Raw genomic sequence first — 23,730 nt, 5'->3', positions numbered from 1 at the left:
TCATTGGTAATTCGTGAACAACCGATTGAATTATCGGCATTTTGGTTAAGCTTAGTTGAGTACATATTCTTTTGCGGATCAGTTTTACCATCTTATCTTGCTGAGTGTTATCATTTCCTGCTAACTGGAAAAATGTGATACAATGCAGTACATACCCGTTTTAATCCGTTTACAAATTAACCAAAATGAATGTTCGCATATGATCCGCCACTTTGTATGTTAGAAGTTTTCCAAGGGGTGAAAAAAGTGTTCAAATTTAATGATGAAAAAGGGCAACTCAAATGTTCTTTCTGCGGCAAGACCCAGGATCAAGTCCGTAAACTCGTTGCAGGACCAGGAGTTTATATATGTGATGAGTGTATCGAGCTTTGTACTGAAATTGTTGAAGAAGAACTAGGCACTGAAGAAGAAGTTGAATTCAAAGACGTACCTAAGCCACGTGAAATTCGCGAAATCCTTGGCGAGTATGTTATTGGTCAAGAACAGGCAAAGAAAAATCTTTCTGTAGCCGTTTACAATCACTACAAGCGTATCAACTCCAATAGCAAAATCGACGATGTTGAGCTAGCGAAAAGTAATATTGTAATGATTGGACCAACTGGTAGCGGGAAAACCCTTCTTGCGCAAACACTAGCTCGTATTCTAAACGTACCATTTGCGATTGCAGATGCAACCTCGTTAACAGAAGCTGGTTATGTAGGGGAAGATGTTGAAAACATCCTTCTAAAGCTTATCCAAGCAGCAGATTATGATGTAGAAAAAGCCGAAAAGGGCATTATCTACATCGATGAGATTGATAAAATTGCCAGAAAATCAGAAAACCCGTCAATTACAAGAGATGTTTCAGGTGAAGGCGTACAGCAAGCACTACTGAAAATCCTTGAGGGTACGGTGGCAAGCGTGCCGCCACAAGGTGGCAGAAAACATCCACATCAAGAATTCATCCAAATTGATACAGGAAATATCTTGTTCATTTGTGGTGGAGCCTTTGATGGTATTGAATCTATTATCAAACGCCGCCTAGGCCAGAAAGTGATTGGCTTTGGTTCTGATACTAAGAAAGACGACATCGATTCAAAGCAATTGCTACAAAAAGTTCTTCCTGAAGATTTGTTGAGATTTGGTTTGATTCCTGAGTTTATCGGACGTCTACCAGTCACTGCGAGCCTAACTCAATTAGATGAAGAGGCTCTAGTGGAAATTTTAACAAAGCCGAAGAATGCCTTGGTGAAGCAATATCAAAAAATGCTTGAGCTCGACAATGTTGAACTTGAATTTGAAGAAGATGCTTTACGCGAAATTGCTAATAAAGCCATTGAACGTAAAACAGGCGCACGTGGTCTCCGCTCGATTATTGAGGGAATCATGCTTGATGTCATGTTCGACCTTCCTTCAAGAGAAGATATCGTAAAATGTATCATCACGAAGGAAACTGTTCTCCAATCAAGCCCACCACAGCTTTTGCTTGAAGATGGGTCCATTGACAAAGGTGAACGAAACTCTGCATGATTATTTAACGACTGACTAAAAAACCTAGCAGCTTTTGCTGTTAGGTTTTTTTGCGTCATTTGAAGCTACTCCACGATTATTAAAGTTATTTTTGACTTGAATTCTTGTTTATTCCAACTCTTTGCAGGAGATACTAAGAGGAGCATAAGCATTAAGTCAGGAGGGAATCTGCTTTGAGTTGGACGGGGATCGCGATATTCGTACAGCTTTTCTTTGGGATAATCATCGGGCTGTACTTCTGGAACTTATTAAAAAGTCAGCGTACACAAAAAGTGTCAATAGACCGTGAGTCTAAAAAAGAAATGGAACAGTTGAGAAAAATGCGATCAATCTCTCTCAGTGAACCACTTTCTGAAAAAGTGAGACCTGCAAGTTTTAAAGATATTGTTGGGCAAGAAGATGGTATAAAGGCTCTTAAGGCAGCATTATGTGGCCCGAACCCTCAGCATGTCATTATCTATGGACCCCCTGGGGTCGGTAAAACAGCCGCAGCGAGACTTGTATTAGAGGAATCAAAGAAAAATGAAAAATCCCCATTTAAACAGTCTTCTGTTTTTGTTGAGTTGGATGCCACAACAGCTAGATTTGATGAACGAGGAATTGCCGACCCCTTGATAGGCTCCGTTCATGATCCGATTTATCAAGGTGCAGGGGCAATGGGACAAGCTGGGATTCCTCAGCCAAAGCAAGGTGCTGTTACCAACGCACACGGTGGGGTTCTGTTTATCGATGAAATCGGAGAGCTCCATCATATTCAAATGAATAAACTTTTAAAAGTGCTTGAGGATCGTAAAGTGTTTCTCGAAAGTGCCTATTACAATGAGGAAAACACTCAAATCCCCACGCATATCCATGATATTTTTAAAAATGGTTTACCTGCCGATTTCCGCCTAGTCGGTGCAACAACACGTACCCCAAGTGAAATTCCTCCAGCCATCCGCTCGAGATGTATGGAAGTGTTCTTTAGAGAACTTACACAGGAAGAGATATCGGAAGTAGCGAGAAACGCTGCTGATAAAGTGAATCTCAATATGAGTGAAGAAGCCATCCGTGTGTTAGCCTCATACTGTCGCAATGGCCGTGAAGCAGTCAATATGGTACAAATTGCTGCAGGTTTGGCGATTACCGAAGGTCGGGACCACATTAAAGAAGAAGAAATTGAATGGGTGGTCCACTCTAGTCAGCTTTCGCCAAGAATGGAACGCAAAATCAATGAAAAAGCAGCTGTAGGCCTTGTTAATGGATTAGCGGTTTACGGTCCAAATACAGGGTCGCTTCTTGAAATTGAGGTTACCGTCATCAAGGCGAAAGAAAAAGGTAGTATTAATATTACTGGAATTGTTGAGGAAGAAAGCATTGGCGGCCAAGGGAAATCGATTCGCAGAAAGAGTATGGCAAGAGGTTCGATTGAAAACGTTATTACTGTATTGCGTTCAATGGGCGTGCCCGCAGACGAATACGATATTCACGTGAATTTTCCTGGTGGTGTTCCGATTGATGGGCCATCAGCCGGCATCGCAATGGCAACGGGAATTTATTCTGCTATCTATAAAATTCCTACAGATCATACCGTTGCAATGACTGGTGAAATTAGCATCCACGGAAACGTGAAGCCGATTGGCGGCGTTTATGCCAAGGTAGAAGCTGCGAAAAAAGCAGGGGCAGAGCGCGTCATCATTCCGAAGGACAATCTCCAGTCGATCCTCCAAGAGATTAAAGGCATTGAAATCATCCCTGTCAGCCATTTAACAGAAGTATTTGACCATGCGCTTGTCAGAGAGCCCTCCAATAAAGAAGAAATCATTGCCGCTGCAGAGCTCGAGCACAGAAACAGAATGCTATCAGCAGCTTCAGAGATTGAGATGGATAAGAAAGAAAGCATCTAACAACAGAGAGAAAAGTTCCGACCTCGGTTGGGGCTTTTTGTTTTGTTTAGTGGATTAGGAAAAGGTAACAATTAACTATTTCTTGGGTCCGCTCGGGCAGTTAGCGCTTCTAATTCCCCGAACAGCCCTTTTCCGGAGTAGTACGGTTAAATAGAGTGCTTCTAATTCCCCGAACTTCCCTTTTCCGGAGCAGTTCGGTCAAATAGGCGCGCTTCATTTCTACCTTTAGGCTCTTTCTAGACTGGTGGAAGCCTAAACGTGCACAAAAAGCATATCGAACAACACCACCCAACCCATTTTTTCTACGCTAAAACCCGAATTGCTAACATATTTTCCTTCCCATTTAGGATACTAATAAGAGGTGAATACTTTTATCTAATAGTCCTTAAGACTCGTGTTATTAGACACTCGAAGGCAAATAAGATAAAATTGAACAAAGAATCCATGTACTACTTAGATACATGTGGAGGTGCATAACATGGGGGAACAGTTAACCGTCCCATTATTACCGCTTCGGGGCCTGTTGGTATATCCAACAATGGTGCTACATCTTGACGTAGGTCGAGAAAAATCCGTGCAGGCGCTCGAAAAGGCGATGGTGGAGGATCATTTGATCTTTCTCACAACACAAAAAGACGTCTCAATAGACGAGCCAACAGAAGATGAACTTTACCGAATGGGGACACTCACTAAGGTAAAGCAAATGCTTAAACTTCCAAACGGAACAATCCGAGTGCTAGTAGAAGGGCTAAAGCGAGCGGAAATCGTTGAGTTTTATGATGACGAAAGCCATTTTTCTGCCAGCCTAAAAACATACGAGGATCGGGATACAAAGGATGTAGAAGACGAAGCATTAATGAGAACGATGCTCGAGTATTTTGAACAGTACATAAAGCTTTCAAAGAAAATTTCAGCTGAAACTCACACATCGGTAACCGATATTGAGGAGCCTGGCCGCATGGCTGATATCATCTCCTCACATTTGCCTTTAAAGCTGAAAGAGAAGCAGGAAATCTTAGAAACACTTGATGAAAAAGAGCGGATGAACCGTGTAATTGAAATCATTCATAATGAAAAAGAAGTGCTGAATCTCGAGAAAAAAATTGGCCAACGCGTCAAACGCTCGATGGAGAGAACGCAGAAGGAATATTATCTTCGTGAGCAAATGAAGGCAATCCAGAAGGAACTCGGCGATAAAGAAGGCAAAACCGGGGAAGTTTCGGAGCTGACAGATAAAATCGAGAAAGCAGGAATGCCTGAACATGTGAAGGCAACCGCACTGAAGGAATTGGATCGTTATGAAAAGGTTCCGTCTACTTCTGCTGAAAGTGCAGTCATTCGCAATTACATCGATTGGCTTGTGGCTTTACCATGGACAAAGGCAACAGAGGATGACCTCGATATTAAAAAAGCGGAAACGGTTTTAAACGAGGATCATTATGGACTTGAAAAGGTTAAAGAGCGTGTTCTTGAATACCTTGCCGTCCAAAAGTTAACAAACAGCTTAAAAGGACCGATTCTCTGTCTTGCTGGTCCTCCAGGAGTGGGGAAAACAAGTCTTGCTCGTTCCATTGCCAAATCATTAAATCGTAACTTTGTCAGGGTATCCTTAGGTGGGGTTCGTGATGAGTCCGAAATTCGTGGACATCGCCGCACCTATGTAGGGGCCATGCCTGGTCGTGTCATTCAAGGTATGAAAAAAGCTGGCACGATCAACCCGGTCTTTTTACTAGATGAGATCGATAAAATGTCGAGTGACTTCCGTGGAGACCCATCTTCTGCGATGCTGGAAGTCTTAGACCCAGAACAAAATCATAGCTTCAGTGATCATTATATAGAAGAAACTTATGATTTATCGAAGGTCATGTTTGTTGCGACAGCAAACAACCTCGGAACTGTACCAGGTCCATTGCTAGACCGGATGGAAATCATTACGATTGCTGGTTATACAGAGCTTGAAAAAGTTCATATTGCCAAAGACCATTTGCTTCGTAGGCAAATTAAGGACCATGGCTTATCCGAGACACAGCTTCAAATAAGCGATGAAGGACTCTTGGAGATTATCCGCCATTATACACGTGAGGCGGGAGTGCGCTCGCTTGAACGCCAACTCGCAACCATTTGCCGGAAAACCGCAAGAATTATTGTGACTGATTCTGAAAAACAAGTTGTCATCGATGACAAGAATGTCGTCGATTTCTTAGGAAAGCCGAAATTCCGGTATGGAGAAGCTGAACTAGAGGATCAAGTCGGAGTAGCCACTGGACTTGCTTATACAACGGTAGGTGGAGATACTTTACAAATTGAAGTCTCGCTATCTCCGGGTAAAGGCAAGCTTGTTTTAACAGGGAAATTAGGCGATGTGATGAAGGAATCCGCTCAGGCGGCGTTCAGCTATGTTCGCTCGAAAACGAAGGAACTTGGAATCGATGAAGACTTCCATGAAAAACTGGATATTCACATCCACGTTCCGGAAGGAGCAACACCGAAGGACGGTCCGTCAGCAGGGATTACAATTGCTACAGCGCTTGTGTCAGCTCTCTCAGGAAGACCAATTCGCCGTGAAGTGGGGATGACCGGTGAAATCACGCTGCGTGGTCGAGTTCTACCAATTGGTGGATTAAAAGAGAAAACGTTAAGTGCTCACCGTGCAGGATTAACGAAGATTATTTGTCCGAAAGACAATGAGAAGGATATAGATGATATCCCAGAAAGTGTACGCGAGCAGCTAGAGTTTGTGCTTGTCTCTCATGTAGATGAAGTTTTAAACCATGCCCTTGCAGAGGAAAATCGCTAATGAAAGTAAATTCCGCAGAAATCGTCATCAGTGCGGTAAGACCCGCCCAGTATCCTGAAGGGGACTTACCCGAGTTTGCGCTTGCCGGCCGATCAAATGTCGGCAAGTCATCATTCATCAACAAAATGTTGAATCGGAAAGCGTTGGCAAGAACGTCTTCAAAGCCGGGGAAAACACAAACGTTAAACTTTTTCCTAATTAATGAAATTTTGTATTTTGTTGACGTTCCAGGCTATGGATACGCTAAAGTGTCTAAAAAAGAACGTGAAGCATGGGGCAAAATGATTGAAACCTACATCACCTCAAGAGAGCAGCTAAAAGCCGTCATTCTCCTTGTTGATCTTCGTCACCCACCATCAGTGGATGATCGAACGATGTATGATTTTCTAAAATATTATGAGATCCCTGTAATTGTTGTGGCAACGAAGGCCGATAAAATCCCGAAGTCAAAATGGCAAAAGCATATCAAAATTGCCAAAGAGACACTAGAGTTTGATCCACAGGATACGATGATTCTTTTCTCTTCCGAAACAGGGGAAGGAAAAGATCAAGCATGGAGCGTTCTCCAAGCTTATATGAAAAAGTAAAAAAAACGCTCACATGAGCGTTTTTTTTATTGCCTATTTTTAAAATAAGGCGACAGTAAAGCTAGTGTATTGGCAAGCGATACTTAGTTAGACCCTAGAGAATTCCTCAAAGACAAAAGCCAGTTTGAAAACCCGGAAAGTGTCCATGAGCAGGGCTCTTAAGGACAAAAAACTGTTCGAAAACCCCGAAAGTGTCCATGAGCAGGGCTCTTAAGGACAAAAACCTGTTCGAAAACCCGAAAACTGTCCATGAAAGGGGCTCTCAAGGACAAAAACCTGTTTGAAAACCCCGAAAGTGTCCATGAGCAGGGCTCTCAAGGACAAAAACCTGTTCGAAAACCCGAAAACTGTCCATGAAAGGGGCTCTCAAGGACAAAAACCTGTTCGAAACCCCGAAAAGTGTCCATGAGAGGGACCCTCAAGGACAAAATCAGTTGGAAAACCCAAAAAGTGTCCATGAGCAAGGCTCTCAAGGACAAAAACCTGTTCGAAAACCCAAAAAGTGTCCATGAGCAAGGCTCTCAAGGACAAAAACCTGTTCGAAAACCCGAAAACTGTCCATGAGCAGGCCCTCAAGAAAAGATCCGCCATCAAAGTAACACCACACCAATGTCCTCGAGGAAAGCCCCCCCTCAAGAAAAAACCATTCAAATAAAACAAAGACAGACTTAGCGTCTGCCTTTGTTAAAAAACAACAAATAAATCCCAATTAAAACGAGGGCAATCGGCCAAAACTTCCATACGGTTGCAAGGCCGCTTTCAATCGTTCCCAGCCAAATGGTAATTTGGTCATAAAATAACAGTAGTGCGGCTAGAATAAGAAAGAGAATACCGTGAAATAGTCCCGTGCCTGTTTTTTGATAACGAAGCAAAAAGGCGAGAGCAATGATCAAAATAAAGGCACCTAAATGGTCTGGCCAAATATCCAGACGGCCAACGATATGTAGATGGCACCCGAAACCGAACAGAATGACACCTGGGAGAATGGAGTCATAGTCCTTGCCACGATACCCTTGAACCAAAAAGGCGATTCCAACTATGGCCATTAACGTCGGCCACGTGAAAAATTGGTCAAATAGGACCAGATTGATTTGCAGCAAATAATAATAAATTCCGAAACCGATGAGGATAATTCCCGGTATTATGTTCTGATTTTTCATAATTTCCCACCTTCAGTAAGGCTTACTTGAATTTATGTCGAATTTTTGGTACGGTACATAAGGAGATTATAGTTTTATTCATGTACTTATCTTATTATTTAAACAGAATAATGGCTTTTCTGGCAATGATTTTTCATATTGGGTTTCATTGGAAGTTAGGGGCTAGAACTAGTAGTTTTTCCCCATAGTAGATTTTCAATGGATGTTCACATTCTTAAAAGTTTATTAAATTTTAAGATGTTATAATAAACCGTAGGTAAAGAGCTTAGGTGTAATTTTGTTTGGAGGTGTAAGGAAACAATGCATATCATGGTCGTGGGCCTAAACTATCGAACAGCACCTGTCGAAATTCGCGAACGGTTAACGTTTGATGAGAATAATTTAAGGGATGCCATGCAAAGCCTTCAAAACAAAAAGAGCATCCTTGAAAATATCATCATATCTACCTGTAACCGAACAGAGATTTATGCTGTGGTCGACCAACTTCATACAGGCCGATATTATATAAAAGAATTTTTAGCAGATTGGTTCGGAATGGAACAGAATGAGTTTTCTCCTTACCTATTTGTATATGAACAGGACGGAGCAGTTGAACACCTCTTTAAAGTAGCTTGTGGCTTAGATTCAATGGTTTTAGGGGAAACTCAAATTCTTGGACAAGTCCGAACAAGTTTCCTTATTGGGCAAGAAGAAAATACAACTGGAACGGTCTTTAATCATCTTTTCAAACAAGCTATCACCGTAGCAAAGCGTGCCCATTCTGAGACGGATATTGGTGCCAATGCGGTTTCCATCAGTTATGCTGCCGTGGAGCTAGCTAAAAAGATTTTCGGCTCATTAGAAAACAAGCATGTCTTGATTCTTGGTGCGGGGAAAATGGGTGAGCTGGCGATTCAAAACCTTCATGCCAATGGTGCGAAGAAAGTAACGGTTATTAACCGTACTTATCAAAAGGCGGAGGACCTTGCAAACCGTTTTTCTGGTGTTGCGAAAACGTTAAAAGAACTTCAATGTGCGCTAGTCGATGCCGACATTCTGATTAGTTCCACAGGGGCGAAGGACTTTGTCGTCACGAAAGAAATGATGAACATGGTTAGTGGCCTTAGAAAAGGCAAGCCTTTGTTTATGGTAGACATCGCTGTCCCGCGTGACCTTGATCCAGGGATTGGCGAGCTTGAAAATATGTTTCTTTATGATATTGATGACCTTGAAGGGATTGTCGAAGCAAACCTTCAGGAACGAAAAAAAGCTGCAGAGAAGATTATGCTAAATATTGAAGAGGAAATCGTTCTCTTCAAACAATGGCTTAATACTCTTGGTGTTGTTCCAGTTATCTCAGCGTTACGCGTAAAAGCACTTGAAATCCAACAAGAGACGATGAGCAGCATTGAACGGAAGCTTCCGCATCTAACTGAGCGGGAAATCAAGGTTCTAAATAAACATACGAAGAGTATCATTAATCAGCTTCTTAAGGATCCAATTTTACAAGCAAAAGAGATTCCTTCACGAAAGGACGCCGATGAAGCATTGGATCTTTTTGTGAAAATCTTTAATATTGAAGAGCAAGTTGCTGAACAAAAAGGATTGAAAACGGCCGAAACAAAACAGACCGTCGTTAAGGTCCCTCAGGCTTCCTTTCAATCGTGAGCGAGGTCTTCGCCATGTCTGAACTTTTTATGGCCCGCTTGCATGAGCTGACGATTTTGGTTTATTGCGCAAGCGTCCTTTTATATTTTATTGACTTCCTTAACCGTAACCGGAAGGCAAACCAAATTGCCTTCTGGTTACTTGCATTTGTATGGGTTTTGCAAACGCTTTTTCTATTTTTATATATGCGTGAAACAGGGCGATTCCCAGTACTGACCTTGTTCGAGGGGTTATACTTTTATGCATGGGTACTTGTTTCCTTATCATTAATGATTAATCGGTTAATGCAAGTCGATTTTATCGTCTTTTTCACCAATATATTGGGTTTTATTATTATGGCGATTCATACCTTCGCTCCACCGCAGTATGAATCTAATCTGATGTCGGAACAGCTGGTATCTGAATTGCTGCTCATCCATATTGTCTTGGCGATTTTATCTTATGGTGCGTTTTCCATCTCTTTCGTTTTTTCGATGCTTTATTTATTGCAATACGAATTGCTGAAGCGGAAGAAATGGGTGAAGCTTCTTTGGAGAATTGCCGATTTAACGAAATTAGAGAAAATGTCCTATGTTTTAAATGTGATTGGGGTCCCACTTTTACTTCTTAGTCTGATCCTAGGATTGCAGTGGGCTTGGATTAAAATAAACGACTTTGTTTGGTTTGATTCAAAGGTCATCGGCTCGTTTATTGTTTTAGCTGGTTTTAGCATTTATCTATATTTGCGAGTGGGTCTTGGGAAACATGGAAGGTCACTCGCACTTTGGAATATAGGCTCGTTTTTAATCGTATTAATAAACTTTTTCTTATCTGGTCAACTATCATCTTTCCATTTCTGGTATGAGTAATAAGGAGGATCTTCATGAGAACAATCGTAGTAGGATCAAGACGAAGCAAGTTAGCATTAACACAAACAAACTGGGTCATCAATCAACTAAAAGAACTTGGGGCACCGTTTGAGTTCCGCGTTGAAGAAATCGTCACAAAAGGGGATAAAATTCTCGATGTGACTCTTTCTAAAGTTGGCGGCAAAGGGTTATTCGTAAAAGAGATTGAACAAGCTATGTATGATAAAAGAATTGATATGGCGGTCCACAGCATGAAGGATATGCCCGCTGTTCTACCAGAAGGACTTGTTATCGGTTCAATCCCAGAACGTGAAGATCCACGTGATGTTTTAATTTCCAAAGGGAATGTTCTTTTAAATGATCTTCCAAGTGGCGCTGTGATTGGTACGAGTAGCCTTCGCCGAAGTGCACAAATTCTTGCTAGACGCCCTGATTTAGAGATTAAATGGATTCGAGGAAACATTGATACACGTATGGCGAAGCTAGAGTCTGGTGAGTATGATGGCATTATTCTTGCTGCTTCTGGTTTGAAACGTATGGGCTGGGCAGAAGAAACGGTAACAGAGTTCATCGACCAAGACATCTGTGTTCCTGCTGTTGGTCAAGGCGCGCTTTCAATTGAGTGCCGGGAGGACGATAAAGAGCTTCTAGAGTGGTTAGGAAAATTCACTTGTACGAAAACGGCTGATGCAGTTATTGCTGAACGTGCTTTCCTTGCGAAAATGGAGGGTGGCTGTCAGGTACCGATTGCGGGCTATGCTACAATCAGTGACAATGCTGAGGTTGTGTTGACTGCTCTTGTTGGCTCACCAGATGGGAAGGTCATCTACAAAGAAATGGTGACAGGAACAAATCCTGTTGAAGTAGGAAACCGTGCCGCTGATCAGTTAATCAGTCAAGGTGCTAAAGAATTAATTGATTCTGTTAAAGCGGAGTTAGATTCGGAATGATTTCCGCGCCTCCTCTGCAAAATAAACACGTCATGATTCCTAGAGGAGCAAAACAGGCGAGAGCTTTTTCAGAATTGGTAGAAAGGCTTGGAGGGATTCCTGCTGAAATCCCTCTGATTGCTTTTCGCCCTGTTGCTGCGTCTGAAGAGTTATTTTACATATTAAAAGAAGTACATAAATACGACTGGATTGTTTTTACTAGTAATGTCACAGTTGAAACGTTCTTTTCCTACTACCAAAACAGTGGAGAGCCTTTTCCAAAAATTGCTGTGATTGGCTCAAAAACTAGAGAAGTGCTTGAAGAAATGAATTATCAAGCAAGCTTTACCCCAAACGAGTATGTAGCTGAAGGGTTTGTTGAGGAATTCCTTCCATACGTAAGCGAAGGGATGCGGGTATTGATTCCAAAGGGAAATCTAGCGAGAGAGTATATCTCTTCTTCGCTAAAAAAACATGGTGTTTTGGTAGATGAATTGATAATCTATGAAACCTATATGCCCGAAGAAAGCCGCAGCAGGCTCGCGCAAATGGTGTCTGAAGAGACGCTCGATATTCTCGCATTTACGAGCCCGTCTACCATCGATCATTTTATGGAAACAGTAAGAGACTATCAATTAGAAGCTAAAATAGAAGACTGTATTGTGGCTTGCATTGGCCCGATTTCGAAGCGTAAAGCAGAAGAGTACGGTTTGACGGTCCATGCTTGTCCAAAAACATATACCGTTGAAGAAATGATGAATAGTGTTGTTGAATATTTGAAGAATGAATAGGAGGAGCTAGAATGAAAGATCTCCAATTTTCTCGTCATCGTCGCTTACGAAGTAGTGCGACATTAAGATCGCTCGTTCGTGAAACCCATCTTCGTACAGAAGATTTTATTTATCCGTTGTTTATCCTTGAGGGAGAAAATAAAAAAAATGAAGTAAAGTCTATGCCTGGTGTTTATCAGCTATCAATGGATAACCTAAAGGCTGAAATGGACGAAGTAGTTGGTCTAGGCATTAAGTCTGTATTATTATTCGGTGTTCCTGATGAAAAAGACGAATGCGGAACACAAGCCTACCATGACCACGGAATTGTCCAGGTTGCCACTCGTTTTATCAAAGAACACTATCCAGAGGTTATTGTTGTAGCCGATACTTGCCTTTGTGAATATACAAGCCACGGTCACTGTGGCCTAATTGAAAACGGTGATGTTGACAATGATTCGTCTCTTGAGCTATTGGTACAAACCGCTGTTAGCCAGGCCCAAGCCGGTGCTGATATTATCGCGCCATCAAATATGATGGACGGCTTTGTTGCCGCGATTCGTGCCGGGCTTGATGAAGCAGGCTTTCACAACATTCCAATCATGAGCTATGCGGTAAAATATGCTTCTGCATTTTACGGACCATTCCGTGACGCTGCAGACAGCACGCCACAATTTGGTGACCGTAAAACGTATCAAATGGATCCAGCAAATCGCCTTGAAGCAATGCGTGAAGCGGAGTCAGATGTTGATGAAGGGGCAGACTTCCTGATTGTAAAACCAGGTATGCCGTACCTTGATATTGTTCGTGATGTGAAGAATCATTTCAACGTACCAGTTGTGATTTATAATGTTAGCGGAGAGTACTCAATGGTCAAAGCGGCTGCCGCAAACGATTGGATTGATGAAGAGCGAATCGTGATGGAAATGCTAACAGGTATGAAGCGTGCGGGTGCTGATTTAATCATCACCTACCATGCAAAGGATGCCGCCCGTTGGCTTAAGGAACAATAAAAGGTAATTTTTACAGTGGGGGCTCAATCCCCCACTTCTTTTCAAATATATATCCCCGATATCTTGAAGTGGGGAAGTACTATCCGTAAAATCCGATTACACCTAAAGCGAGGGATATTCTGATGCGATCTTATGAAAAATCAATTGCAGCATTTGATAAAGCAAAAAGCTTAATGCCTGGTGGCGTTAACAGCCCTGTTCGTGCGTTTAAATCAGTCAATATGGACCCGATTTTTATGGAGAGCGGCAAGGGTTCAAAAATTTATGATATCGATGGCAACGAATATATCGACTATGTTCTTTCTTGGGGTCCATTAATTCTTGGTCATAGCAACGACCGTGTGGTTGAAGCACTTAAAAAAGTCGCTGAAATGGGGACAAGCTTTGGTGCGCCAACTGAGATGGAAAACAAAATGGCCGAGCTTGTCATCGAGCGTGTGCCATCAATCGAAGTGGTCCGAATGGTATCGTCTGGGACAGAAGCAACGATGAGTGCGCTACGTCTTGCACGTGGGTACACTGGCCGCAACAAGATTCTTAAGTTTGAAGGCTGTTACCATGGCCATGGCGATTCCTTGCTCATTAAAGCAGGTTCTGGCGTCGCTACACTTGGTTTGCCTGATAGCCCTGGTGTTCCTGAAAGTGTTGCTAAAAACACAATCACGGTCGCTTACAATGACTTAGAAAGTGTTCGCTATGCGTTTGAACAGTTTGGCGACGATATTGCCTGTGTCATCGTTGAACCGGTTGCTGGAAATATGGGTGTCGTGCCACCACTACCAGGCTTCCTTGAGGGCTTGCGTGATGTAACGAGTGAATATGGCTCGTTATTGATCTTTGATGAGGTTATGACAGGCTTCCGTGTCGGCTACAATTGTGCACAAGGTCATTTCGGTGTTACACCGGACCTGACATGTCTAGGAAAGGTAATTGGCGGTGGTCTTCCAGTTGGCGCTTATGGCGGTAAAAGAGAAATCATGGAGCAAATCGCACCAAGCGGTCCAATTTACCAAGCTGGAACTCTTTCAGGAAATCCACTAGCTATGACAGCAGGTTATGAGACATTGAGCCAGCTTACTCCTGAATCCTATGAAGGTTTTAAGAAAAAGGCAGATATGCTTGAGGCAGGCATCAAAGCAGCAGCTGAAAAGTATGATATTCCAGTTTCATTTAACCGTGCTGGTTCAATGATTGGTTTCTTCTTCACAAACGAAGATGTCATCAACTATGATGTAGCGAAAACGTCTAATCTTGATTATTTCGCGAGCTATTACCGTGAAATGGCCAATGAAGGAGTATTCTTACCACCATCTCAATTCGAAGGCTTGTTCTTGTCTACAGAACACTCTGATGAAGATATTCAAAAAACCATTGCAGCAGCAGAAAAAGCATTTTCGAAGCTTAAAGGTTAATATTTTTATACTTAGACTCACATTTCTATTTAGGAATGTGGGTTTTTTGTTTTGGCTGTAATACGTGGATATTGATTTCCACTCCAGGCACTTCGCTTTCCGCGGGCAGTCCGGAAGCCCCCGCGTCGCTATGCTCCTTCGGGGTCTCCCTTGGCCTTGCACTCCCGCAGGAGTCTTCGTGCCTTCCGCTCCAATCAACGGTTGTAAACACAAAGTGTACTTCTTTGAAGCTATTATTAAAACTAGTCCACCATTTACTTTTAAATCTAATAAAATTTCCGTCTAGAATTCTCCAGTAACATGCATTTTTATCATAAACGATAACCTCAAGTCATAAAGTGTAATTGACATAGTGATTTTACGCTTGTGAAACGAAAGGAGGAGTCGCTTTGTCTACGGGAAATCAATCGTGCCTGCGGTTTTCCCTTGAGGAATCGGTGTGGTTCCAAAGAGGACAGGAAGTCGCAGAGCTTATCTCCATTTCGCTAGACCCAGATATCACCATCCAAGAAAACGATCAATATGTGACGATTAAAGGTTCGCTGGAGCTGACCGGCGAATATAAATGCCCAGAACAGGTAGAAGAGGGAGAGGAAGCGCCTAAATTCGCTGGAAGACAGATTCACTCAGTGAATGAGCGTGAGGAAGAAGAAGGAATCCTAGAGTTCCTTCATCAATTCCCGGTCGATATCACCATCCCTCAAAACCGAATCGAAAGCATTTATGATATCGACATTCAGGTCGAGTCCTTCGATTATGACTTTCCAGAAAAAAACAGCATGAAGCTGACAGCGGATCTTGCTATTACCGGCTTATACGGTGAACAGCAGCATGGAAGTGAAGAAGGTGAGTTAGAAGACACTGCTTCACCAGTGGAGGTTCCTGATTTAGAGCCACTGTATCGTCATTCTGCGACTGCAGAAGCAGAGGTCGAAACACCACCAGAGCGGCCTGTTGAGGTCCCAACCTCATTCCAAGCGGTGAATAACCAGACAGAACCAGAAGTATCGGAATACAAGGACTTTTCCTTTGTTCCTCGGCCGGAAACTCAAGAGAACAAGGACACCCAGGAATCTGCTGGACTCTATGAGCCTTTCAGAGCGGAGGCTAGAAAGGAGCCACCAAGCGTGGGAGAAAAGAATAAAGAACCAGTGCTTTCTCGTCAAGATGAGGAAACTAGTCAGGAGCCGGCAAGAGAATCTGCATCGTTATCATCACAGGAGACAACAAGTGCTTCTTCTGTTGAGGCAAACGAAAACCCGGCAACAGTACATTCGAATGTGACGGAATTTCCAACAGCTGCTTCGGCGGAACAGGAAAGTGAGCTGGAGTTAGCACGGGCTGAAGCTGAACAGCCTGAGGTCCAACAGGTTCCAATTATTAATGAAAAAGCACAACCTGAAGAAGTGATGGAGGTAGAAGAAGAAAGCTCGAGCTCCTCGTCTTCTTCTGAGGAAGAAAAACCTAAAAAGAAGAAGAAGATTTCTAAGAAAAAGGGCCTTTCGATTGCCGAGTTTTTAGCACGAAAAGAAGAAACAGAAGTCGCAAAGCTGCGGGTGTGTATCGTTCAACAAGGTGACACCATTGAAGAAATTGCTGAACGCTATGATGTGTCCGTACAACAAATCATCAACCACAATCACTTAGGTTTGGATCAGGATGTAACAGAAGGCCAGGTCTTATACGTTCCTAGTGGATTTGCAATAGAACGGTAAGCTAGAAATATAGTAGATGTAGAGCAGGTTTTCTGAACCTGCTCACATCTTTTTTTAGAAACTGGCACTTAAATCTTATTTTTAAAATAAGCGCCCAGCGATTAATGGACTTCGTAAAACGGGCGTTTACGCTTTTCGATGTGAAAGTGAGTGAAATAAATGGATAACGATCATGCACTTCCGGAAATAGCAGGTATCCTTAAAGACTATGGAATAAAGCCTTATTATGTTGAGGACTATGGCAAAATTAAAAAGGTTTATGCCAACTCGGGAACGTATGCGCTTAAACAGATTGACCCGCATAAGGGAATTGATTTTATCCGCCAAGTGCAATTCCTGTATCAAAAAGGCTACAACCGGATTGTTCCTATCTTTCCGACAGGGGATGGGCGCTATGCGGTTTATGCACAGAATCGATTGTATTATTTAATGCCTTGGCTTGCCAATGATGAAAAAGAAAATCGAGATGAACGCCCGGTACAGATGTTTCGTGAGTTAGCACGGATGCATACCTTGTCCGCTCGTGAACTTGAAATAAGCCAGGAAGCGCGCGAGGAGCATTACGAAAAAACCATTAAACAATATGAAAAAGATGAAGAGTTTTTAGAAGGATTTATTGAAGCCAGTGAAGAAGAATGGTATATGTCTCCCTTCCAACTAACATTTTGCTTGTATTACAACAATATCCGTCAGGCGATGGGGTTTGCGAAGCAGAAACTTGAAAGCTGGAGGGAGAAAACGAAGGACCAAAAGAAAGCGCGTATGGTGCAGCTCCATGGCAATCTCTCAACAGAGCATTTTCTTTATGATGAAAAAGGCTATGGCTATTTCACCAATTTTGAAAGCTCGAGAATTGGCTCCCCGATTCAAGATCTCTTGCCCTACTTGTCTCGTTATTTAAAAACAAGGCCGAAACGGGCAGATGAAGCGGTTGAATGGATTAGCACGTATTTAAACTATTTTCCGATGAAGGAGGATGAACGCCTGCTGTTTCTAAGCTATCTTGCTTACCCAACGGGAATGCTACGAACAGCGGAGGCCTATTTTATGCAAAAGACAAAACAGGATGAGCGAAAAGCAGTTCAAAAGCTTCAAAGGCAATTTTGGCATTTAAAAAATACCGAATATGTCGCAATGAGACTCGAGGAAATTGAACGCCAGAAACAAGCAGCAATCCAACAAGCAAAACAACAGGCAGAACAAGAAGGAGCCCAAAGTTGATTAGCAGCTTGGGCTCTTTTAAATGATTTGCATATGAATCGCGACCGCTAGGAAAATGATAACCGCAAGTAAAAGAATATCAAAGCCAGTCGGAAAAATCAGCGTTCGGATCGTCTGAAACACACAAATCGGAATCATAAACTGCGCACAAGCTGCCCTCAGATTCTTCAACCACCGCGGATAAGTGTAGGGATTATACCGTTTCCTCAAAATTAGTATCCTCCTCGGATGCTTTTTTTTTAGTTTATGAGACAAATGGAGGAAATGTGCCTAATCTGCCAAACTATGAATCAATCCCAAAGGATTCCCAATTGCATATTGAATTGTTCTAGGAGTAATGACATAATAAAAAAGTCATAGAAAACTGGTAACTTATACCCAAAATTACAGCAATGAGAAAGACTGCAAAAGGAGCACATACATATGTATTGGTTTATAATACTATTTCCTTTAATGATTTATCCTTGGGGGTTTGATCCATATTATACAACAACTAAGGCTAATTACTTGTATATATTTGTTTTATTAGCTTGGATATACTTATTATTTACAAGGAAATATCGAAACCTTATCCCAAGAAAAGATGATTCCAAGGTTGAAATTGGTTTATTAATACTATTTTTATTTTTAGTTGAAATTTCTGTAGTGATTTCTAATTATACATATACTTCTATACACGGTTTAGTTGATCGGAAGGAAGGGTTAATATCGTTTTTCTCTTATTGTAGTATCTTTCTTTTCTCGTATCGCTTTATGGATGAAAAGCGGTTAGATAAGGTTTTATCGGGTATGGCAATAGTCTCTATTTTTGTTTCGATTTATGGGATTTTACAGCATTACTCTCTAGATTTTCTACCTAGGAATAGTTCATTGAGAAATTATACAGGGACTTATACTTTCTTTGATAATCCTAATTTTTTCGGCTCATATCTTGTTCTAGCCCTATTAATAACTGTTCCACTATTCTTGACTGCTAAAAACAAAAAATACGAAACTTTATATTTTTCTGCTATTACTTTGGCATTTATTTCTCTAATATTTTCAAATACGAGAAGCGGTTATTTGGGAGTGTTTTTTGGTGTAGTCTTTGTTTCTGTGTTTGTTGTCCTTAAGCAAAGAGACCTTTGGAGAAAGTGGACAAGATTATTTGCAACTTTAGCTCTCATATTAATATTAATTAACATTACTGAAAAAGGACATTATTTCAATAGAATTAGTTCTGTTGTTACAGAATCATATAGTGTTGCTACTAACCAAGGCACAGGACACGAGGGATCATCCCGTTTATTCATATGGCAAAATTCGCTTCCTCTAATAAAGGATTATTTTTGGTTCGGTTCTGGTCCAGATACATTTCCATTTATTTTTAAATCAACGTCGGATGAACGTCAGCGATACTTCGGTACATCAAGTATAAATGTTGATAAAGCACATAATGAATACTTACAACTGGCAATAACGCTGGGCACACCCGCACTTCTGACATACTTACTTTTTCTTATTTTTATTTTATTGAAGGCATTTAAAGCTGCCAAAGTAACCTACGGTAGAGAAAGAATCCTTATGTATGGATTAATTGGTACGATTGGGGGTTATCTGGTACAAGCGTTTTTTAATATTAGTACTGTCCCTGTTGCTCCGATATTCTGGGCAGTTCTTGGAATTACATTATTTAAGTCATCAAGTATAATAAAAAGGCAACTTGAAGAAAATTCACTCGATGAAGATAGAGACTTTCATGAAAAAGATCAAATTGCTTAAAATTGATAAACCCTTGCGCTAGTTTTAGAAAACCAAAATAGAGTATAAGATAAAAATATTTTGGATATCATTATTGACGTCTAGAACCTTTTTTGGGTAGTATATCTATTATAAATAATAAATACTTCAAGCTAAGACAGGGAAGAGTACAGTGGAAACCCGCTTTAAGAGAGGAGAACCGGTTGCTGAGAGGTTTTCTAAGTGTGGTACATTGGAAGGTCGCCCTCGAGCTTCTCCAGCGAACGGACCATTGTCCTATTAATTGGAGACGGGAAAGCCCGTTATCTTGTTGAGAGCCAGTCAGGAAAAGTCTAATTCCGTACTGGAAAAAAGGTGGTACCGCGAATAATACTCCATTCGTCCTTTTATTAGGATAAATGGAGTTTTTTTATTTTTATTAATGCAAAACCCCGTCAGGAGGAAAGAACCATGGAAGATAATTTAACGATGCCAACGAAATATGATCCGGCGTCCATTGAAAAGGGTCGTTATGACTGGTGGATTGACGGTAAATTCTTTGAAGCGAAAGATGATGCTGAAAAACAACCCTACACGATTGTTATTCCGCCGCCAAACGTAACGGGTAAGTTGCACCTAGGTCATGCTTGGGATACAACGTTACAAGATATTTTAACGCGAATGAAAAGAATGCAAGGCTATGATGTACTCTGGCTACCAGGAATGGACCACGCAGGAATCGCGACGCAGGCAAAAGTAGAAGCAAAGCTAAAAGAAGAAGGTAAAAGCCGTTATGACCTTGGTCGTGAGGCTTTCGTTGAAGAAACATGGAAGTGGAAAGAAGAGTACGCAGGTCATATTCGTCAGCAGTGGTCAAAACTTGGTTTAGGACTCGATTACAGCCGCGAGCGCTTTACGCTTGATGAAGGCTTATCAAAAGCCGTTCGTGAAGTTTTCGTTTCCTTGTATAAAAAGGACTTAATCTACCGCGGTGAATACATCATAAACTGGGATCCATCCACGAAAACAGCATTATCAGATATCGAGGTTATTTATAAAGACGTTCAAGGTGCTTTCTATCATATGAGATATCCTCTTGCAGACGGATCAGGTTATATTGAAGTAGCAACAACTCGTCCAGAAACAATGCTAGGTGACACGGCGGTAGCTGTCCATCCAGAAGATGAGCGCTACAAGCACTTAATCGGGAAAACTGTTATCCTCCCAATCGTTGGCCGTGAAATTAAAATCGTTGGCGATGATTATGTTGATATGGAGTTTGGGTCTGGGGCAGTAAAAATTACGCCTGCACACGACCCGAACGACTTTGAAATTGGGAACCGTCATAATCTTGAAAGAGTTCTTGTGATGAACGAAGATGGTACTATGAACGCCAAAGCTGGGAAATACCAAGGGATGGACCGTTTCGAATGCCGAAAGCAAATTGTCAAAGACCTTCAAGAGCAAGACGTTCTCTTTAAAATTGAAGAGCATATGCACTCTGTTGGGCATTCAGAGCGCAGTGGGGCCGTAGTTGAACCATATCTATCTACACAATGGTTCGTCAAAATGCAGCCACTTGCTGATGAAGCCATCGCACTACAAGAAAAAGAAAATAAAGTAAACTTTGTTCCAGATCGCTTTGAGAAGACATACCTTCGCTGGATGGAAAACATTCGTGATTGGTGTATTTCAAGACAGCTATGGTGGGGACACCGTATCCCTGCTTGGTACCATAAAGAAACTGGCGAAGTTTATGTAGATCATGAACCACCAGCAGATATTGAAAACTGGGAGCAAGACAAAGACGTCTTGGATACATGGTTCAGTTCAGCGCTTTGGCCATTTTCAACAATGGGTTGGCCTGATAGCGAATCATCCGATTTCAAACGTTACTATCCAACGGCAGCACTCGTAACTGGCTATGATATTATTTTCTTCTGGGTATCTCGGATGATTTTCCAAGGCATTGAGTTTACAGGAGAGCGTCCGTTTAAAGATGTTCTCATCCATGGACTTGTTCGTGATGCCGAAGGTCGTAAAATGAGTAAATCACTTGGTAACGGCGTTGATCCAATGGATGTTATTGCTCAATACGGTGCTGACTCATTACGTTATTTCCTATCAACCGGGAGCTCACCCGGGCAAGATTTACGTTTCTCCATCGAGAAAGTAGAATCCACCTGGAACTTTGCCAATAAAATTTGGAACGCTTCACGTTTTGCATTAATGAACATGAACGGCCTCAAATACGAAGAAATTGATCTCACAGGTGAAAAGTCTGTTGCTGATAAGTGGATCTTAACAAGACTAAACGAGACCATTGAAACTGTTACTCGTCTATCCGACCGCTATGAATTTGGCGAAGTTGGTCGTGTCCTTTACAACTTCATCTGGGATGATTTCTGTGACTGGTATATCGAAATGGCAAAACTTCCATTATACGGTGAAGATGAAGCAGCGAAGAATACAACTAGATCAATCCTAGCTTATGTCTTGGATAACACGATGCGTTTATTGAATCCATTCATGCCATTCATTACAGAGGAAATCTGGCAAAACCTACCGCATTCAGGTGAGTCAATTACTGTTTCTCAATGGCCGAAGGTTGATAAGAGTCTGACAGATGAAGCAGCGGCAGCTGAAATGAAACTGCTAGTGGAAGTCATTCGTTCCGTAAGAAATATCCGTGCGGAAGTGAATACACCACTAAGTAAAAAAATTAAGATGTTCTTAAAAGCCAAAGACGAACAAGTTCTGGCAATTGTTGAAAAGAACAGTGCCTATATTGAGCGTTTCTGTAATCCAGAAACCTTAGAAATGGGCATCAACGTTGAAGCGCCAGACAAAGCGATGACGGCCGTTATCACTGGTCTTGAAATTATCCTTCCATTAGAAGGCTTAATCAATATCGAGGAAGAAATTGCTCGCCTCGAAAAAGAGCGTGAGAAGCTAAATAAAGAAGTCGAACGCGTTCAGAAGAAGCTTAGCAATGAAGGTTTTGTAAAAAAAGCACCAGAGAAGGTAATTGAAGAAGAACGTGCGAAAGAAAAAGATTATACTGAAAAGCGGGCTGCAGTTGAAGCACGTATTCAAGAACTAAAAGGATAAAAAGTGAGTTATAATAAGGGAGACGATTCCGTGAATGGATTCGTCTTCCTTTTATTAAAATGAGTTTGGGGTGTCCTAAATGTTTACAACCTATAAAGAAGCCCTTGATTGGATCCATGGAAGGTTAAGGCTAGGAATAAAACCAGGCCTAAAACGAATGGAATGGATGATGGAGAGGCTGGGCGCACCAGAGAAGAAAATAAAGGCGATTCATATTGGTGGCACAAATGGAAAAGGCTCGACGGTGACGTTTCTTCGCTCGATTTTGGAAGCAAGCGGATATACAGTAGGGACGTTTACTTCTCCATATATTGAACAGTTTAACGAGCGGATAAGTGTAAATGGATCACCAATTAGTGATCAAGAAATATTAATGCTGACCAATATCATTCGACCACTAGCAAACGAACTCGAGGAAACAGACCTAGGTGGCCCAACCGAGTTCGAGGTTATAACTGCTATGGCTTTTTATTATTTTGCGGAACTTTATCCGGTGGATATTGTATTATTTGAGGTTGGTCTTGGAGGTAGATTTGATTCAACGAACATTCTTCAGCCAAAGGCTTCTGTGATTACAAACATTGGCTTAGATCACACGAGCATATTAGGGGACAGCTACGAAGAAATTGCGTATGAAAAAGCGGGAATTATTAAGAATCATACACCTGTTTTTACTGCAGTACAGCAACCAGATGCATTAAAGGTAATTGAGGAACAGGCAAAGCTTAATCAAGCACCTATCTATCGGTTAATCCAAGAGTTTTCTATTTTGGAGCATCGTTCAGTAGCGAAAGGCGAGTTATTTACTATTGAGTCAGCGAATTACACAATAAAAGAGCTTGAAATCCAGATGCTTGGAAAACACCAAACAGAAAATGCGAGCCTCGCAGTGGAAGTAGCTCAATATTTAAATGAAACAGGTTCTTACCATATTACAGAGCAGGGAATTCGATCTGGATTAAAGCATGCATACTGGCCAGGCAGACTCGAAATGCTCTCAGAAAACCCTTTAGTCATTATTGATGGGGCTCATAATGATGAAGGAATTGCAGCGCTTGTACAAGAAATTTCAAAACGGTATAAGGACCGTACTATACAGGTAGTATTTGCTGCACTGAAGGATAAAAAGCTTGATAAGATGATTACCCAGCTAGATCAGATAGCCAGTCAATTGACCTTTGTTTCATTTGATTTTCAACGTGCAGCTGCAGCGGAAGATTTATTAATGTTAAGCGCGTCTAAAAATAAGCTAGCAGTCACTGATTGGAGCGCATTCCTCGAGGATGAGATAAATAGATTAAAATCAGATGAGTTGTTAGTTATTACGGGCTCACTTTATTTTATTTCTCAAGTTAAACCGTTTTTGCAAAGAGTTTTGTATAATGACAAGGTTTCTATTTAAATTA

Annotated in this window: 17 protein-coding genes and 1 other annotated feature; of the genes, 15 read left to right on the top strand and 2 right to left on the bottom strand. The window is 41.6% G+C overall.

From position 1 onward, the window contains the following. Window positions 1-246: 246 nt before the first annotated feature. The 4 genes from clpX (at window position 247) to yihA (ending at window position 6,779) form a co-directional block, all read left to right on the top strand. A complete protein-coding gene (clpX, locus tag LG336_RS21180; RefSeq protein ID WP_404329453.1) occupies window positions 247-1,509 on the top strand; it encodes an ATP-dependent protease ATP-binding subunit ClpX in 1,263 nt (420 codons plus the stop codon). 173 nt (window positions 1,510-1,682) lie between these two features. After that, window positions 1,683-3,395: an ATP-dependent protease LonB gene (gene lonB / locus LG336_RS21175; RefSeq protein WP_404329452.1), complete on the top strand. Its 1,713-nt coding sequence runs from the start codon at window positions 1,683-1,685 to the stop codon at window positions 3,393-3,395. 478 nt (window positions 3,396-3,873) lie between these two features. Continuing rightward, on the top strand, window positions 3,874-6,192 hold the full coding sequence (gene lon / locus LG336_RS21170) for an endopeptidase La (RefSeq protein ID WP_404329451.1): 2,319 nt from the start codon (window positions 3,874-3,876) through the stop codon (window positions 6,190-6,192). Beyond that, a complete protein-coding gene (gene yihA, locus LG336_RS21165) occupies window positions 6,192-6,779 on the top strand; it encodes a ribosome biogenesis GTP-binding protein YihA/YsxC (RefSeq protein ID WP_404329450.1) in 588 nt (195 codons plus the stop codon). Before lon ends, yihA begins: the two co-directional genes overlap by 1 nt. Window positions 6,780-7,447: 668 nt before the next feature. On the opposite strand, the gene LG336_RS21160 is transcribed toward yihA, so the two are convergent. Then, complete coding sequence (locus LG336_RS21160; RefSeq protein ID WP_404329449.1) at window positions 7,448-7,939, bottom strand: LiaI-LiaF-like domain-containing protein; 492 nt, start codon at window positions 7,937-7,939, stop codon at window positions 7,448-7,450. A 300-nt stretch (window positions 7,940-8,239) separates the two neighbouring features. On the opposite strand from LG336_RS21160, the gene hemA reads away from it, so the two are divergent. From hemA to ysxE, 8 genes are all read left to right on the top strand, one after another. Continuing rightward, entirely contained in the window at window positions 8,240-9,586 is a 1,347-nt protein-coding gene (gene hemA / locus LG336_RS21155; protein ID WP_404329448.1) for a glutamyl-tRNA reductase, read from the top strand. Window positions 9,587-9,600: 14 nt separating this feature from the next. Continuing rightward, the gene (locus LG336_RS21150) at window positions 9,601-10,434 is read left to right on the top strand and encodes an inner membrane protein YpjD (protein WP_404329447.1); all 834 of its coding nucleotides are present in this window, start codon (window positions 9,601-9,603) and stop codon (window positions 10,432-10,434) included. Between the two features lie 14 nt (window positions 10,435-10,448). Next, on the top strand, window positions 10,449-11,384 hold the full coding sequence (hemC, locus tag LG336_RS21145) for a hydroxymethylbilane synthase (RefSeq protein WP_404329446.1): 936 nt from the start codon (window positions 10,449-10,451) through the stop codon (window positions 11,382-11,384). Continuing rightward, window positions 11,381-12,154 carry a uroporphyrinogen-III synthase gene (locus LG336_RS21140; protein WP_404329445.1) on the top strand — a complete coding sequence of 258 codons (774 nt, stop codon included), beginning with the start codon at window positions 11,381-11,383 and terminating at the stop codon, window positions 12,152-12,154. Before hemC ends, LG336_RS21140 begins: the two co-directional genes overlap by 4 nt. Before the next feature lie 11 nt (window positions 12,155-12,165). Next, window positions 12,166-13,146 carry a porphobilinogen synthase gene (gene hemB, locus LG336_RS21135; RefSeq protein ID WP_404329444.1) on the top strand — a complete coding sequence of 327 codons (981 nt, stop codon included), beginning with the start codon at window positions 12,166-12,168 and terminating at the stop codon, window positions 13,144-13,146. A 122-nt stretch (window positions 13,147-13,268) separates the two neighbouring features. Next, complete coding sequence (gene hemL / locus LG336_RS21130) at window positions 13,269-14,558, top strand: glutamate-1-semialdehyde 2,1-aminomutase (protein WP_404329443.1); 1,290 nt, start codon at window positions 13,269-13,271, stop codon at window positions 14,556-14,558. Between the two features lie 389 nt (window positions 14,559-14,947). Beyond that, window positions 14,948-16,273 carry a stage VI sporulation protein D gene (spoVID, locus tag LG336_RS21125; RefSeq protein WP_404329442.1) on the top strand — a complete coding sequence of 442 codons (1,326 nt, stop codon included), beginning with the start codon at window positions 14,948-14,950 and terminating at the stop codon, window positions 16,271-16,273. A gap of 159 nt (window positions 16,274-16,432) precedes the next feature. Next, window positions 16,433-17,494: a spore coat protein YsxE gene (ysxE, locus tag LG336_RS21120; RefSeq protein ID WP_404329441.1), complete on the top strand. Its 1,062-nt coding sequence runs from the start codon at window positions 16,433-16,435 to the stop codon at window positions 17,492-17,494. A gap of 18 nt (window positions 17,495-17,512) precedes the next feature. On the opposite strand, the gene LG336_RS21115 is transcribed toward ysxE, so the two are convergent. Next, a complete protein-coding gene (locus tag LG336_RS21115) occupies window positions 17,513-17,704 on the bottom strand; it encodes a hypothetical protein (RefSeq protein ID WP_404329440.1) in 192 nt (63 codons plus the stop codon). A gap of 213 nt (window positions 17,705-17,917) precedes the next feature. Between LG336_RS21115 and LG336_RS21110 the strand changes: the two genes are divergently transcribed. The 3 genes from LG336_RS21110 (at window position 17,918) to LG336_RS21100 (ending at window position 23,726) form a co-directional block, all read left to right on the top strand. Beyond that, on the top strand, window positions 17,918-19,255 hold the full coding sequence (locus LG336_RS21110; RefSeq protein ID WP_404329439.1) for an O-antigen ligase family protein: 1,338 nt from the start codon (window positions 17,918-17,920) through the stop codon (window positions 19,253-19,255). A gap of 124 nt (window positions 19,256-19,379) precedes the next feature. Beyond that, window positions 19,380-19,623 (top strand) — a binding site (T-box leader). Window positions 19,624-19,684: 61 nt separating this feature from the next. Further along, window positions 19,685-22,324, top strand: coding sequence for a valine--tRNA ligase (locus LG336_RS21105; RefSeq protein ID WP_404329438.1), 2,640 nt, complete (start codon window positions 19,685-19,687; stop codon window positions 22,322-22,324). 79 nt (window positions 22,325-22,403) lie between these two features. Beyond that, window positions 22,404-23,726 carry a bifunctional folylpolyglutamate synthase/dihydrofolate synthase gene (locus LG336_RS21100; protein ID WP_404329437.1) on the top strand — a complete coding sequence of 441 codons (1,323 nt, stop codon included), beginning with the start codon at window positions 22,404-22,406 and terminating at the stop codon, window positions 23,724-23,726. The last annotated feature ends 4 nt before the right edge of the window (window positions 23,727-23,730 follow it).

Origin of the sequence: Mesobacillus maritimus, assembly GCF_044803185.1 — a bacterium.
Taxonomy (GTDB): domain Bacteria; phylum Bacillota; class Bacilli; order Bacillales; family Cytobacillaceae; genus Mesobacillus_B; species Mesobacillus_B maritimus_B.
This window is presented reverse-complemented; position numbering and strand designations above follow the sequence as displayed.